Origin of the sequence: Sphingomonas sanguinis (assembly GCF_001476905.1) — a bacterium.
Taxonomy (GTDB): Bacteria; Pseudomonadota; Alphaproteobacteria; order Sphingomonadales; family Sphingomonadaceae; genus Sphingomonas; species Sphingomonas sanguinis_B.
This window is the reverse complement of sequence record NZ_LDTE01000029.1, coordinates 35395-48823: the sequence shown is the minus strand read 5'-3', so window position 1 is coordinate 48823 and position 13429 is coordinate 35395. Positions and strand designations below refer to the sequence as shown.

Here is a 13429-nt window from a genome sequence, read left to right as displayed (position 1 = left end):
CGTCAGGCCGCCTGTTCGGTCTCCATCAGGCGGAGCGCGTCGGTCGTCGCGCGGGCGTCGCGAGCCGCCTCGGTGCGCAGCGACCGCTGCGCCATCGCCGCCCAGGCCGCCTCGGAGCGCAGGCAACGCTCGCGCACATTGGCGAGATCGGTCGTCGCGGCCTGGTCGCGGCACTCATTGGCGCGCTGCTGGAAGAGTTCGGAGTCACGCATGGTCATGCCTTTCGCGCAAGAATGGCAAAGGGTGGCGGGGAGCCGCCGGATGACCCGGCCTGTCCCCGCCCGGGGATCAGTCGACGGTCTGCAAGTTGACCGCCGCCATCTTGCCGCGCCGATCCTGTTCCAGGTCATAGCCGATACGCTGGTTCTGCTGCAGCGTGATCATGCCCGCCCGCTCGACCGCGGTAACGTGCACGAACGCATCCGCGCCGCCGGTATCGGGCGTGATGAAACCATAACCCTTGTCGGCATTGAAAAACTTGACGGTTCCGTTCTGGCTCATGGAGATCTTCCTTCCATTGCGGGTCTGCCGGATCAGCGGACCCATGGGGCCTCGACTGCAGGGAAAGAAGGAAGAAGGGGCGTGCCAGGCGCCAAAAACCGTCGATGTGCGACTAAAGCCAGATCAATATGGGGATCAGGCCGCCAGACCGCAACCGGTGGCCCCGGCGGGCAATGGCGCGGCGCAACGATATTCGGCCGCGATGCGCAGGATTTCGGCGCAGGTGAAGCCGCCGCTGGCCCGATCGTCGCCCGCATCCGCCTCTCGCCAATGATCGATCTCGACCATGCGGACGGGACGCATCGCCACGATGCCCACCCAATGCGCGAGAAGCACGTCCAGCTCGCGGAAACCATTGGCGGTCACCCGGGCCCGCACGGTCCGCCGGCGCTGCGACAGCGCCCTGGCGGGGGTCGCCCAGAGCGGCGCGATCCGCTCCTCGACGACGCGGATGCCGTCCATCAGCGCGCGATAGGCGCGGGCCTGTTCGGCGGGGGTGATTAACATATGCGTCATGCGCATCGCCCCGAGGGGCGGCAAGGTGGGGCAAGGATCAAGACGGGGGCTCCGGCGCAACAAGCGGGAGCACAATGTCTCTCAGTCACCAGCGCTTGCGATACCCAAACCGGCGATGGGCAACGCTAACAGGTCGCCCTTTCGACGTCGCGCGGAATCGGTTTCGCGACGAAATTTATCCCAGGATATATTTTGCCGCCACCAAAAGCCATTACACACGTTTCATGAAAGTCACCGCCATGGTGCCTCCCTTTGACCGAGCGACTGCGCTTGCAAGGGCGCGCGCCGCAGCGGATGCTCGGGACAAGGTGAAAGGAAGCCAGACCATTGGCCGATCGCAGCGAATTTTCGGTATCGCGCCGTGGGGTGATCGTCGGCAGCGCCGCGACCGCCATGGCCGCGTCCTCCCCCGCCTCGGCTGCCCTCGGGGCCCAGAGCAGAAAGAGTGTCATGCCACCCGATCCCTCTGCCATGCCCGTCACGCTGAAGGTGAACGGCCAGACCCGCAAACTCTCGCTCGATCCGCGCACCACCCTGCTCGACACGCTGCGCGAACATCTCCACCTGACCGGCACCAAGAAGGGTTGCGACCATGGCCAGTGCGGGGCGTGCACGGTGATCGCCAACGGGCAGCGGATCAATAGCTGCCTGTCCCTGGCGCTCCAGCATGAGGGCGACAGCATCACCACCATCGAGGGGCTCGGCACGCCCGAGAAACTGCACCCCATGCAGGCGGCGTTCGTGCGCCACGACGGCTATCAGTGCGGTTACTGTACACCGGGCCAGATCTGCTCGGCAGTGGCGGTGCTCGACGAGATCAAGCGCGGCGTCCCCAGCCATGTCCAGGCCGACCTGACCGCCAGGCCCCAGGCCAGCAACATGGAAATGCGCGAGCGGATGAGCGGCAATATCTGCCGCTGCGGCGCCTATTCCAACATCGCCGACGCGATGGCCGAGGTTGCGGGAGCCAAGGCATGAAGCCCTTTACCTATGAGCGCGCAAAGGATGCCGTCTCGGCCGCCGGCGCCGCCACCAAGCCCGGCGCGAAATTCCTGGCGGGCGGCACCAACCTGCTCGACCTGATGAAGATCGAGGTCGAGACGCCGACGCATCTGATCGACATTCAGGACGCGGGCCTCGACAAGATCGACAAGACCCCGGAAGGCGGTCTGCGCATCGGTGCCTTTGTCAGCAACACCGCGCTCGCCGCCGATGAGCGGGTGCGGCGCGACTACGGCGTGCTATCGCGCGCCATCGTCGCGGGGGCCAGTGGACAGCTGCGCAACAAGGCGACGACGGCGGGCAATCTGCTCCAGCGGACCCGTTGCCCCTATTTCTATGACACAAACATGGCCTGCAACAAGCGCAAGCCCGGTTCGGGATGCAGCGCGATCGGCGGCTATTCGCGCCAGCTGGCGGTGATCGGATCGAGCAGCGACTGCATCGCCACCAACCCCAGCGACATGAACGTCGCTATGCGGGTGCTCGACGCGGTGGTCGAGACGGTGAACCCGCAAGGCCAGACCCGCGCCATCCCCATCGCCGATTTCCACCGCCTGCCCGGCAACACACCGCATATCGAGACGGCGTTGCAACCCGGCGAGCTCATCACCGCCGTCACCCTGCCCCGCCCGATCGGCGGTACGCATATCTATGAGAAGGTGCGCGACCGCGCGTCTTATGCCTTTGCGCTCGTGTCGGTCGCGGCGGTGATCCAGAAGGACGGCTCGGGCCGGGTCGCCGTCGGCGGGGTCGCCCCCAAGCCCTGGCGGATCGAAGCTGCCGAGGCCGCGATGCCGCAGGGGGCCAAGGCAGTGACGGCGACGCTGTTCGCCGATGCCCGGCCCACCGAGGACAATGCCTATAAACTGCCGCTCGTCGAACGAACGCTGGCGGCGACGATCAACCAGGCGAGGACCGCATGAAGTTCACCGAGCCTGCGGGCACCAATCCCATCGACCGCATGACCGTGGTCGGCCGTGCGCAGGACCGGATCGACGGTCCGCGCAAGACGACCGGCATGGCCGCTTACGCCTATGAGCATCATAAGGAGGCACCCAACGCCGCCTATGGCTGGATCATCGGCGCCGCCGTCGCCAAGGGGCGTATCCGGTCGATGAACCTGGACGATGCGCGCGGCGCGCCGGGCGTGTTGGCGATCGTCACCGCCAATGACGCTGGCCCGCTCGGCAAGGGCAATTTCAACACGGTCAAGCTGCTCGGCGGCCCCGACATCGACCATTATCATCAGGCGGTCGCGATCGTCGTCGCGGAGAGTTTCGAGCAGGCGCGCGCCGCCGCCGGGCTGGTCCGCATCGACTATGAGCGCGGCAAGGGACAATATGACCTGGCCGAGGGCCTGAAGTCCGCTCCGCTGACCGGTGGCGAAGAGGGCAAGCCCGGCAAGGAAGACCGGACCGGCAGTTTCGAGAGCGCCTTCACCGCCGCGCCGGTGAAACTGGACGCGACCTACACGACGCCCGACCACAGCCATGCGATGATGGAGCCCTTCGCCTCGATCGCATCGTGGGAGGGCGACAAGCTGACCGTCTGGACCTCCAACCAGATGATCGCCTGGGGCCATGGCGATCTGGCCAAGACGCTGGGGCTGCCCAAGGAGAAGGTGCGGCTGATCTCGCCTTATGTCGGTGGTGGCTTTGGCGGGAAACTGTTCCTGCGCGCCGATGCCGTCATGGCGGCGCTGGGGGCAAAGGCGGCGGGCCGTCCGGTCAAGGTCGCGATGCAGCGGCCGCTGATGGCGAACAACGCCACCCACCGCCCCGCGACGACCCAGCGTATCCGCATCGGCGCGACCAAGGACGGCGCGATCCAGGCGATCGCGCATGAAAGCGGATCTGGCGACCTGCCCGGCGGCGGGCCGGAAACGGCGGTCAACCAGACCAAGCTGCTCTATGCCGGGCCGAACCGCCTGACCTCGATGCGGCTGGCCGTGCTCAACCTGCCCGAGGGCAATGCGATGCGCGCGCCGGGCGAGGCGCCGGGCATGATGGCGCTGGAAATCGCGATGGACGAGATGGCGGAAAAGCTGGGGATGGACCCGGTCGCCTTCCGCGTAAAGAACGACACCCAGGTCGATCCCGAAAAGCCCAAGCGCCGATTCTCGCAACGCCAGCTCGTCCGCTGCCTGGAAGAAGGCGCACAGCGCTTCGGCTGGTCGCAGCGCAACGCCAAGCCCGCCCAGGTCCGTGACGGGCGCTGGCTGGTCGGCATGGGCGTGGCGTCCGCCTTCCGCAACCATATGAACATGAAGTCGGCGGCGCGGGTCACGCTAGGCAAGGACGGGCGCATCCTCGTCGAAACCGACATGACCGATATCGGCACGGGCAGCTATACGATCATCGCCCAGACCGCCGCCGAGATGATGGGCCTGCCGATGGATGCCGTCGACGTCCGCTTGGGCGACAGCGACTATCCCGTGTCGGCGGGCTCTGGCGGTCAGTTCGGCGCGGCCAATGCGACGGCGGGCGTCTATGCCGCCTGCGTCAAGCTGCGCGAGGCAGTGGCGCAGCGGTTGGGCTTCAACTCGGCCGACCTGACCTTTGCCGATGGCCAGGTCACGGGCGGCAATCGATCGGTAAAGTTGCGCGATGCGGCTTCCGCCGGTCCGCTGACCGCCGAGGACAGGATCGAATTCGGCACACTCGACAAGACCTATCAGCTCTCCACCTTCGGCGCGCACTTCGTCGAGGTCGGAGTGGACCTTTATACCGGCGTCACCCGCCTGCGGCGGATGCTGGCAGTCTGTGCGGCCGGGCGCATTCTGAACCCGAAGGCGGCGCGCAGCCAGATGATCGGCGCGATGACCATGGGCGTCGGCTCGGCGCTGATGGAGGAACTGGCGGTCGACAAGCGCTTCGGCTTTTTCGTCAATCATGATCTGGCGGGGTATGAAGTGCCGGTCCATGCCGACATTCCGCATCAGGAAGTGATCTTCCTGGAGGAAGCCGATGACAAGGCCAATCCGATGAAGGCCAAGGGTGTCGGCGAGCTCGGCCTGTGCGGCGTCGGCGCGGCGGTGGCCAATGCCGTCTACAATGCGACCGGCGTGCGTATCCGCGACTATCCGCTGACGCTGGAGAAGCACCTGGACAAGTTGCCCGCCATCGCCTGATGGGCCCCTCACCCTTCCCCCTGCCCAGGCGGGCGGGAGGGGTGAGGCATCGATTCGCACCGGCCGCTCGTTGCCGCCGATATCTTGGTCAAACCGCAACAGGTTAGCGCCTCCGTCGCCGCAAACCCGCCGTCTCTTCGTAGCATGCGAAACACAGTGCGGTGAAAATGGTCGGAAATCCGCTCCACGTCCGCACATTCCCATTGCAAGATGATGCCGCTTGCCCTCGCTATCGCGACGCCGATCGGTCATGCCGTCGGGAGCATGGAGGGGACGATCACCATATGAACGACGCGATCGACAGTTTCTGGAAGACGGCCGGTAGCATCCTGTCACCGCACGGGCCCGCCACGGCGGGCGCCGCGGCCAGCTATGTGCCCGGCGACTACAGCATCCACTTCTTCCTGCAACTGGCGGTGATCCTGTTGGCCTGTCGCGTCGTCAGCTGGGTGGGGCAACGCTTCCTGGCGCAGCCGCCCGTCGTCGGCGAGATGATCGCGGGTGTGGTCCTGGGCCCCTCGCTGCTGGGGCTGTTCTTCCCCGAGCTCCAGGGTGCCATCTTTCCTAAGGAGACCCGCAACGTCCTGTATGCCGGATCGCAGCTGGGCGTGGCGCTCTACATGTTCCTGGTCGGCCTGACGCTGCGGCTCGATCATTTCCAGTCCAAGGCGAAGAGCGCGATGGCGGTGTCCGCCTCGGGCGTACTCGCGCCCTTCCTGATCGCGGTGGCGATTACCCCCATGCTGCTGACGGTGCCCGGCCTGTTCGCCGCCGGGATCAGCCAGGCCAATGCCACCCTATTCATGGGCGCATGCATCGCGCTGACCGCCTTTCCGATGCTGGCGCGGATCATCAACGAGCGGGGGCTGGCCAACAGTCCGCTGGGCACATTGTCGCTGGCGGCGGGCGCATTCGACGATGCCGCGTCATGGTGTGTGCTTGCCATCGTGCTGGCGACCTTCGGCGGCGGGCCCGGCGTCGCGATCCTGGCGATCGGCGGGGCGGTGATCTATGTCGGCCTGCTCAGCCTGTTCGGCCGCCGCCTGCTCGCGCCGCTCGGCCGCGCGGTCGAGGCCAAAGGCGAGATGTCGACCACGGTGCTGGCCGTCACGCTGATGGCCTTTTGCACCTCCGCCTTCATCATGGACGCGATCGGCGTGCACGGCATCTTCGGCGGTTTCATCCTGGGCGTGTTCATGCCACGCGGGCTGTTCGTGACCGAGTTGAAGAAGAAGGTCGAACCATTGGCGGTCGTCCTGCTGCTGCCCATGTTCTTCACCTATTCCGGGCTCAACACGCGGATGGACATGGTGAATTCGGTGCCGCTGCTGCTGATCGCGCTGGGCATCCTGGCTGCGTCGATCGCCGCGAAGTTCGGGGCCTGCTATCTGGCGGCACGCGTCTGCGGCGAGGACAATCGCACCGCCATGGGCATCGGCGCGCTGATGAACTCACGCGGACTGATGGAGCTGATCATCATCAATATCGGGCTGCAAAAAGGGATTATCGGTCCGACGCTCTTCTCGATGCTGGTGCTGATGGCGATCGTCACCACGATGATGGCCAGCCCGCTCTTCGAGTTCGTCTATGGCCGCAAAGCGCGCGTAATGGGCGAGATGGAGACGCTGAACAGCGCCGCCGTCTGAGCGCCTTGGCGTCTTCGAGCCCCCGCCGTCCCCATCCGTGACGACGGGGCTCTTTGCGTTCGGACATGATCTACCGAGCGGCCCTTCCCCCGCCCCGAACGAGGGGCACAAAAAAGGGCGGCCTCGGCCACCCTTTCTCGTCCGTCAGACCCAGCCGCAACCGACCGGATTTCCGGATGCCCGATCTCAGGCGGTCTTCTTGCGACGACGACGCGACGCCGCGATCAGACCACCAATGCCCGCGCCGAACAGGGTCAGCGTGGCAGGCTCCGGCACCGAGGTAGGCGCGGTGTTGAAGAAGGACACGTTATCCAGCTCGAACGCGGCCTGCCCCGACGCGAACTTCAGACCGCCGATCTTCTGGCCGGTCAAGCTGTCCAGCGTATAGGTGACATACTGGTTGTACTTCGGGCTGCTGGGATTGCTGAACAAGGCGTCCGCACCCGGCGCGGCAAAGTCGAGGCCGGTGATGGTCTTGATGACCTGGCCCGCCGTGTCGAGGATCGACAGCGTGTTGTACGAGTCGGCCGAACCCCAGTAGAGGCTGACGCCATCGAAACCCTGGCCGCCGGTGCTCAGGGTGGCGCTCTTGCCGCCATTGACCATCAGATACTGGGTGGTGTCACCAAGCGGCGCGGACCAGCCATTGGCCGAACCGGTCGTCAGCAGGCCGCCGCCGGTCAGCGAGAAGCCGTTAGGCAGGTTCGTCTGCCCCGGCGTGCCGTTGCTGTTGAAATCGACCGTGACCGAACCGGCGCGCGGCGTCTGGTCGCCCGCGACCGAGGTCAAGGTGCCCGCGCTTGCGGCGGTCGACACCATGGCACCGGCGACGATACCCGCCACAGCCATCATCTTTGCAATACCAGCCACCATCAGTCTCCCTGACCGCTATAAACGTTCATCTGCATCCTGTGATGGGGGATAGAGCGCGTCAGCACCATAGTTGATCCGCAAGACCGAGTCCCAATACGGTTCATATCGTCCCGATACGGTTCGGATCGCTCCGACGACTGTCCCAGGATCATACAGGCCCCTCGCTCCCGATCGGCTTTTACCCTATCTCAAGGTCGATCGGGTGATAGGCCCGTCCGACGCCAGCAGCAGGGATGATCCATGAAACGCCGCAAGAAGCTCCTCGTCATTGCGGGCGCCGTGCTCGTGCTCATCATCCTGGCCATCACCGCGCGCGGACTGCTGCGCCGCCCCGTGGAGAAGGCCGCACCGACGCCGGTCTTCGTCGAGCGTCCGGCCCCGGCCGCTGATCCCGGCGCGGCCCAGGCCGCCGCCGCGAAGGCACCGGGCAGCGCCGCCGCGCAGAAGGAATTGGGCGATGCCCTGCTCGCCAAGCGTCGCTTCGACGAGGCGGGGGCCGCCTATCGCGCCTCGCTCGCCATCGACCCCAACCAGCCGCTGGCCTGGTCGGCGCTGGGCGAAACGCTGATGCAGACGACCAAGTCCGAGCGCGTCGGCCTGCCCGCAGGAGCCGCAGACGCCTTCCGCAAGGCGCTGGCCCTCGACCCGCGCGATCCGCGGGCGCGCTTCTACTTCGCAATGGAAAAGGACTTTAAGGGCCAGCATGACGAGGCCATCGGCGAATGGCTGCAGCTGCTGCGCGAGGTTCCGGCAGGATCGGATGCGGACGAGGCGATCCGCACCACCCTGGCCGCTTCGATCAAGCGCAATGTCCAGCTGATCCGTCAGGCCGCTGACGAGGCGGGACGCGTACAGCCACGCTACAAAACGGAAAAATAGTCCGTTTCTAATCGGGAATCTTGAGCGGCGTGGGCGGCATAGGCCCTTCACGCCGCTTTCGTTTGTGGCCCCGAAAAGCCCAGCTTGAGAGAGCGATCATGAAAATCATGCCATGATCGCAACAAGAATTGACTGCTAAGGCAATGATTGCCATGGCAGCGATATATCCCTGTCCGATCCAGATCCTTTCGACCCCGAGCGCTCCGTCGGTTATCTGACGAAACGCTGTTTCCAGCTTGCGCGGATCGGGCTGGAACCGGTCTTCGCCGACGAAGAGGTCACGCATACCCAGTGGAGCGCCCTGATGGCGCTGCATTATGGCGTGGGCGGCACCGCGGCCGAGCTGTCGCGCCATTTGTGCCACGACACCGGCGCGACGACCCGCATTCTTGATACGCTGGAGGAACGCGGCCTGATCGATCGGTCGCGCTGCACCACCGATCGCCGCGTGGTTCGCCTGTCGCTGACCGAGGCGGGGCGGGTCGTCACCGACCGCTGCAAGCAAAAGGTCATGGCCCAGTGGAACGACTGGATGGCCGACTGGCCAGGCGAGGACGTCGCCCGGTTCCTCGGCTACCTCCTGCGCCTGCGCAACACCCTGGAGACCGTCGCATGAAGCGTTTCGCCCTTCTGACCGGCCTGTTGCTGGCTGGCTGTTCGGTGCCACAGGCGCACCCTAGCGTGACGCCCAAAGCGCCGGAAACGCTCGGCCTGGGCCAGGCGCAGGCCCCGCTGGTCGCCGCCGACTGGTGGCGGGGGCTGGGCGATCCGCAGCTCGACCGGATCGTCAGTGACGCACTGGCGGGCAACCCCTCGCTCGACATCGCGCTGGCCCGGTTGCGGCAGGCGGAGTCGGTGCTGGCCAGCCGCCGCGCAGATAACGGCCCCTCCGCCACACTCGATGCGCAGGAGCAGTATAACCGCTTCTCGGGCCGCTATATCATTCCGCCGCCCTATGCGGGCACGATGCAGTGGCTGGGCCAGGCCCAGGCCAATCTGAATTGGACCATCGACCTGTTCGGGCGACAGGCCGCCGCGATCGACGCCGCACGCGCCTCGACCCGCGCCGCCGCGCTCGACGTGACGGCCGCGCGGCTGGCGCTCGCCGGGTCGGTCGCCCAGACCTATGTCGAGCTGGCCCGGGCCGAGCGGCAGGCGGCGATCGCCCGCCAGACGATCGACACGCGGACCCGCTCGCTGGGCTTGGTGCAGACGCGCATCCGGCATCAGCTCGCCAGCCAGATCGACGCCGCCGGAGCGCAGACGCTGCTGGCCCAGGCACGGGTCGCGCTCGCCCGGGCAGAGGCGCAGGCCGCCCTGTCGCGCAACGCGCTGGCTGCCTTGGCCGGACGCGGGCTGGACTATCCGGCGACCATCGCGCCGACCCATATCGCCTTTGACGCAGCCCTTCCCATTCCCGCCACGGTGCCAGCCGACCTGCTGTCGCGCCGCCCGGACATCGCCGCCTCGCTCGCGCGGATCGACGCCGCCGCCAAGGGACAGGAGGTGGCGCGCAAGGCCTTCCTACCCAACGTCAACCTGATGGCGTTTGCGGGTTTGCAGGCGGTCGGGCTGGGCAATTTGTTCACCGCCGATGCGGGCACGATCGGGGCGGGCCCCGCCCTCCATCTGCCGATCTTCGACAGCGGACGGCTGCGCGCCGGGCTGGCGGGCGCGACCGCAGCGCTCGACCTCGCCACCGCCGACTATAACAACCGCATCGTCGGCGCGGTGCGCGAGGCCGCCGATGCCGTGACGCGCAGCCGGACGCTCGCCACCGAACGCGCCCGCCAAGCCGAGGTGGTGCGCGGCCTGTCCGAAACCCGCCGCCTCAATGCCATCCGGGTGTCGAGCGGCCTGCAATCGCAGCTGGGGCTGATCGACCCCGACATCCGCCAGCTGGAGGCCGATCAGGCCGACGCCAATCTCGCCGCCGATGCGGTCCAGGCGCGCATCGCGCTGGCCGTCGCCCTTGGGGGCGGTTTCTCCTCTTCTTCGCAGGGTATCACGCAATGAGCGACACCGAAGCCGCCTCCCCCACCGCTCCCACAACCCAGGCTCCGAACGGTGGCAAGCCCAAGGCGCGCAAGACCGGCCTGATCGTCCTGGCGGTCGTCGTGGTCGTGGCCGCGATCGTGTGGGCGGTGTTCCACTTCCTGCTCGCCAAGCCCGAGGAAGAGACCGATGACGCCTATGTCGCGGGCGACGTGGTGGCGATCACCGCGCGCGATCCGGGTACGGTGCTGGCCATCCATGCCGACAATACCCAGACGGTGAAGGCGGGCGCTCCGCTGCTCGACCTCGACCCCGCGACCGCCGATGTCGGCCTGGCGTCCGCCGCGGCCGAGCTGGCGCGCGCGGTCCGCGCAACCCGTGCCGACTTCACCAAGGTCAACCAGAGCGGCGCCGCCATCGTCCAGGCCCAGGCCGAGCTGACCCGTGCCCGCGCCGACTATGCCCGCCGCCAGGGTGCCGCCGCCGAAGGCGCGGTGTCGGGCGAGGAACTGTCGCACGCCGCTGATGCGGTCAAGGTCGCCACCGCCAACCTGGCACTTGCACGGGCCCAGGCCGCGCAGGCGCGGACCGCCGTGCAGGGCACCGACGTCAACACAAACCCGGCGGTGCTTGCCGCGATCGCCGCCTATCGCCGCGCCGCCATCATGCGCAGCCATATGCACATCACCGCGCCCATCGACGGGGTCATCGCCCAGCGCACGGTGCAGGTGGGCCAGCAGGTCGCGGCCGGAACCCCGCTGATGGCGGTAGTGCCGCTCGACCGGCTGTGGGTCGACGCCAATTTCCGCGAAACCCAGCTGCGCGACCTGCGCATCGGCCAGCCCGCGACGATCACCGCCGATATGTATGGCGGCAAGATCGTCTATCACGGCAAGGTCATCGGCCTGGGTGCGGGCAGCGGCAATGCCTTCGCCCTCTTGCCGCCGCAAAATGCCAGCGGCAACTGGATCAAGATCGTCCAGCGCGTGCCGGTGCGCATCGGGCTCAATGCCAACGAACTGCGCCAGAATCCCCTGCGCGTCGGCCTGTCCGCGACCGTCACCGTGGACACCGCCGACCAGAACGGCCCGCGTATCGGCACCGCCGCCACCCAAGCCTATCAGACGCGCGCGACCGACGGTAACGATCCGGCGATCGAAGCCCGGATCGCGCAGATCATCGCGGCGAACCGCTGATGGCCGGGGCCCCCGCTCAGGCGGGCGCGGGGGATGGCCCCGCCCCGCTGAAAGGCGCGCCGCTGGCGCTGATCGCCTTTGCGCTGGCGCTCGGCACCTTCATGCAAGTGCTCGACTCGACCATCGCCAACGTCTCGCTGCCGACCATCGCGGGCAATCTGGGCGTCAGCTCGGATAATTCGACCTGGGTGGTCACCGCCTTCGCCGTCGCCAACGGCGTGGCGGTGCCGCTGACCGGCTGGCTGATGGGCAAGTTCGGGGTGGTGCGCACCTTCTGCGTCTCGGTCTTCCTGTTCACCATCGCATCGTTCCTGTGCGGCATCGCGTGGAACCTGTCTTCGCTGATCGGTTTCCGCGTGCTACAAGGCGCGGTGTCCGGGCCGATGATCCCGGGCAGCCAGGCGCTGTTGATCTCGATCTTCCCGCCGCAGAAGCGCTCAACCGCGCTCGGCATCTGGTCGATGACGACGCTGGTCGCGCCGATCATGGGGCCGATCCTGGGCGGATATATCTCCGACAATTATCACTGGAGCTGGATCTTCCTGATCAACGTGCCGGTCGGCCTATTCTGTGCGGGCGTGTGCTGGCGCGGGCTGTCGAGCCGCGAAACACCGACGCGCAACCTGCCGATCGACAAGGTCGGACTGATCATGCTGGTCGTCTGGGTCGGTGCGCTGCAGATGATGCTCGACCTGGGCAAGAATGACGACTGGTTCCATTCGACCCGGATCGTCGTGATGACGGTGATCGCGATCGTCGGCTTCATCGCCTGGCTGATCTGGGAGCTGACCGACGCCAATCCGGCGGTCGACCTGTCGCTGTTCAAGGGCCGCAACTTCAGCATCGGCACCCTGTCCTTCTGCCTGGGCTATGCGGTGTTCTTCGCCAACACGCTGCTGCTGCCGCTCTGGTTGCAAACGCAGCTGGGCTATACCGCGACCTGGGCGGGCCTGGTCGCTGCGCCCAGCGGCGCGGTCGCAGTGGTCCTGACCCCGGTCGTCGCGCGCCTGTCGGGCAAGGTCGATGCGCGGATCATGGCGACCATCGCCTTTGCCGCCTTCGGTGTTTCCTATTGGATGCGTTCGGGGCTCAATACCCAGGCGAGCTTCAGCGACTTCGTGCTACCGCTGATGGTGCAGGGCATTGCGATGAGCACCTTCTTCCTCGCGATGCTGACCATCGCGCTCGACGGCGTGCCGCAGCATCGCATTCCCTCGGCGACGGGCATCTCGAACTTCGCGCGCATCACGGCGGGCAGCTTCGCCGCGTCGCTGACCACCACCATGTGGGACCGGCGCGAGGCGATGCACCAGGCGCATCTGTCCGAGGCGATCGGCCAGAACCCGGTGTGGCAGATGGCGCGGATGGGGCTCAACCATCTGGGCCTGACCGATACCCAGGCGGCGGCGGCCGTCACGCGGCAGATGGTGGGCCAGGCCTATCTGTTGGCCTCGACCGACATCTTCTACGTCTCGGCGTGGTTGTGCATCGTGCTGGCAGGGCTGACCTGGTTTACCCGGCGACCCAAACCGCATGACGGCCCGATCGCGGCGGACTAAGCCAATTCCTCCCCTGTAAGGGAAGGTGGCAGTCCGCAGGACTTACGGAGGGGTGTCACCATCAGCCGGGACACCCCTCCACCATGCTTCGCATGGTCCCCCTCCCCTTACAGGGGAGGAATGCATTGCCCT

Annotated in this window: 14 protein-coding genes; 9 read left to right on the top strand and 5 right to left on the bottom strand. The window is 66.8% G+C overall.

Annotated features, from left to right (window positions below; all coding sequences use genetic code 11):
- Nucleotides 1–2 precede the first annotated feature (2 nt).
- The 3 genes from SB4_RS05985 to SB4_RS05975 all read right to left on the bottom strand — a co-directional run bounded on the left by SB4_RS05985 (nucleotide 3) and on the right by SB4_RS05975 (nucleotide 1017).
- A complete protein-coding gene (locus SB4_RS05985; RefSeq protein ID WP_058732650.1) occupies nucleotides 3–212 on the bottom strand; it encodes a hypothetical protein in 210 nt (69 codons plus the stop codon).
- 76 nt (nucleotides 213–288) lie between these two features.
- Nucleotides 289–501, bottom strand: a complete 213-nt coding sequence (locus tag SB4_RS05980) for a cold-shock protein (protein ID WP_058717052.1) — start codon at nucleotides 499–501, stop codon at nucleotides 289–291.
- Between the two features lie 135 nt (nucleotides 502–636).
- On the bottom strand, nucleotides 637–1017 hold the full coding sequence (locus tag SB4_RS05975) for a hypothetical protein (protein WP_153006092.1): 381 nt from the start codon (nucleotides 1015–1017) through the stop codon (nucleotides 637–639).
- Between the two features lie 327 nt (nucleotides 1018–1344).
- On the opposite strand from SB4_RS05975, the gene paoA reads away from it, so the two are divergent.
- The 4 genes from paoA to SB4_RS05955 all read left to right on the top strand — a co-directional run bounded on the left by paoA (nucleotide 1345) and on the right by SB4_RS05955 (nucleotide 6795).
- On the top strand, nucleotides 1345–1995 hold the full coding sequence (paoA, locus tag SB4_RS05970; RefSeq protein ID WP_082670008.1) for an aldehyde dehydrogenase iron-sulfur subunit PaoA: 651 nt from the start codon (nucleotides 1345–1347) through the stop codon (nucleotides 1993–1995).
- Nucleotides 1992–2942 (top strand): FAD binding domain-containing protein, encoded by a 951-nt coding sequence (locus tag SB4_RS05965; protein WP_058751820.1) that lies wholly within the window; start codon nucleotides 1992–1994, stop codon nucleotides 2940–2942. The genes paoA and SB4_RS05965 overlap by 4 nt, the downstream gene beginning before the upstream one ends.
- A complete protein-coding gene (gene paoC, locus SB4_RS05960) occupies nucleotides 2939–5149 on the top strand; it encodes an aldehyde oxidoreductase molybdenum-binding subunit PaoC (protein ID WP_058751819.1) in 2211 nt (736 codons plus the stop codon). Before SB4_RS05965 ends, paoC begins: the two co-directional genes overlap by 4 nt.
- 284 nt (nucleotides 5150–5433) lie before the next feature.
- Nucleotides 5434–6795 (top strand): cation:proton antiporter, encoded by a 1362-nt coding sequence (locus SB4_RS05955; RefSeq protein ID WP_058751818.1) that lies wholly within the window; start codon nucleotides 5434–5436, stop codon nucleotides 6793–6795.
- A gap of 186 nt (nucleotides 6796–6981) precedes the next feature.
- On the opposite strand, the gene SB4_RS05950 is transcribed toward SB4_RS05955, so the two are convergent.
- The gene (locus SB4_RS05950) at nucleotides 6982–7668 is read right to left on the bottom strand and encodes an Npun_F0296 family exosortase-dependent surface protein (protein ID WP_058717058.1); all 687 of its coding nucleotides are present in this window, start codon (nucleotides 7666–7668) and stop codon (nucleotides 6982–6984) included.
- Between the two features lie 240 nt (nucleotides 7669–7908).
- On the opposite strand from SB4_RS05950, the gene SB4_RS05945 reads away from it, so the two are divergent.
- Entirely contained in the window at nucleotides 7909–8547 is a 639-nt protein-coding gene (locus SB4_RS05945; protein ID WP_058751817.1) for a tetratricopeptide repeat protein, read from the top strand.
- 7 nt (nucleotides 8548–8554) lie between these two features.
- On the opposite strand, the gene SB4_RS20305 is transcribed toward SB4_RS05945, so the two are convergent.
- On the bottom strand, nucleotides 8555–8833 hold the full coding sequence (locus SB4_RS20305) for a hypothetical protein (RefSeq protein WP_241488499.1): 279 nt from the start codon (nucleotides 8831–8833) through the stop codon (nucleotides 8555–8557).
- An 18-nt stretch (nucleotides 8834–8851) separates the two neighbouring features.
- Between SB4_RS20305 and SB4_RS05940 the strand changes: the two genes are divergently transcribed.
- From SB4_RS05940 to SB4_RS05925, 4 genes are read left to right on the top strand one after another with little or no spacing between them, the layout of a single operon-like run.
- Nucleotides 8852–9163: a MarR family winged helix-turn-helix transcriptional regulator gene (locus tag SB4_RS05940; RefSeq protein WP_241488498.1), complete on the top strand. Its 312-nt coding sequence runs from the start codon at nucleotides 8852–8854 to the stop codon at nucleotides 9161–9163.
- Nucleotides 9160–10563 (top strand): efflux transporter outer membrane subunit, encoded by a 1404-nt coding sequence (locus SB4_RS05935; RefSeq protein WP_058751815.1) that lies wholly within the window; start codon nucleotides 9160–9162, stop codon nucleotides 10561–10563. The genes SB4_RS05940 and SB4_RS05935 overlap by 4 nt, the downstream gene beginning before the upstream one ends.
- Entirely contained in the window at nucleotides 10560–11738 is a 1179-nt protein-coding gene (locus SB4_RS05930) for an HlyD/EmrA/EmrK family protein (protein WP_058751814.1), read from the top strand. The genes SB4_RS05935 and SB4_RS05930 overlap by 4 nt, the downstream gene beginning before the upstream one ends.
- On the top strand, nucleotides 11738–13297 hold the full coding sequence (locus tag SB4_RS05925) for a DHA2 family efflux MFS transporter permease subunit (protein ID WP_058732643.1): 1560 nt from the start codon (nucleotides 11738–11740) through the stop codon (nucleotides 13295–13297). The genes SB4_RS05930 and SB4_RS05925 overlap by 1 nt, the downstream gene beginning before the upstream one ends.
- Nucleotides 13298–13429 lie beyond the last annotated feature (132 nt).

Bases quoted from the DNA above. Each gene is read 5' to 3' on its own strand.
- SB4_RS05940 (WP_241488498.1), top strand. From the start codon at position 8,852: ATGGCGCTGCATTATGGCGTGGGCGGCACCGCGGCCGAGCTGTCGCGC.
- SB4_RS05950 (WP_058717058.1), bottom strand. From the start codon at position 7,668: ATGGTGGCTGGTATTGCAAAGATGATGGCTGTGGCGGGTATCGTCGCC.
- SB4_RS05945 (WP_058751817.1), top strand. From the start codon at position 7,909: ATGAAACGCCGCAAGAAGCTCCTCGTCATTGCGGGCGCCGTGCTCGTG.
- SB4_RS05925 (WP_058732643.1), top strand. From the start codon at position 11,738: ATGGCCGGGGCCCCCGCTCAGGCGGGCGCGGGGGATGGCCCCGCCCCG.
- SB4_RS05975 (WP_153006092.1), bottom strand. From the start codon at position 1,017: ATGACGCATATGTTAATCACCCCCGCCGAACAGGCCCGCGCCTATCGC.
- SB4_RS05930 (WP_058751814.1), top strand. From the start codon at position 10,560: ATGAGCGACACCGAAGCCGCCTCCCCCACCGCTCCCACAACCCAGGCT.
- SB4_RS20305 (WP_241488499.1), bottom strand. From the start codon at position 8,833: ATGCGTGACCTCTTCGTCGGCGAAGACCGGTTCCAGCCCGATCCGCGC.
- paoC (WP_058751819.1), top strand. From the start codon at position 2,939: ATGAAGTTCACCGAGCCTGCGGGCACCAATCCCATCGACCGCATGACC.
- SB4_RS05955 (WP_058751818.1), top strand. From the start codon at position 5,434: ATGAACGACGCGATCGACAGTTTCTGGAAGACGGCCGGTAGCATCCTG.
- SB4_RS05985 (WP_058732650.1), bottom strand. From the start codon at position 212: ATGCGTGACTCCGAACTCTTCCAGCAGCGCGCCAATGAGTGCCGCGAC.
- SB4_RS05935 (WP_058751815.1), top strand. From the start codon at position 9,160: ATGAAGCGTTTCGCCCTTCTGACCGGCCTGTTGCTGGCTGGCTGTTCG.
- SB4_RS05965 (WP_058751820.1), top strand. From the start codon at position 1,992: ATGAAGCCCTTTACCTATGAGCGCGCAAAGGATGCCGTCTCGGCCGCC.
- SB4_RS05980 (WP_058717052.1), bottom strand. From the start codon at position 501: ATGAGCCAGAACGGAACCGTCAAGTTTTTCAATGCCGACAAGGGTTAT.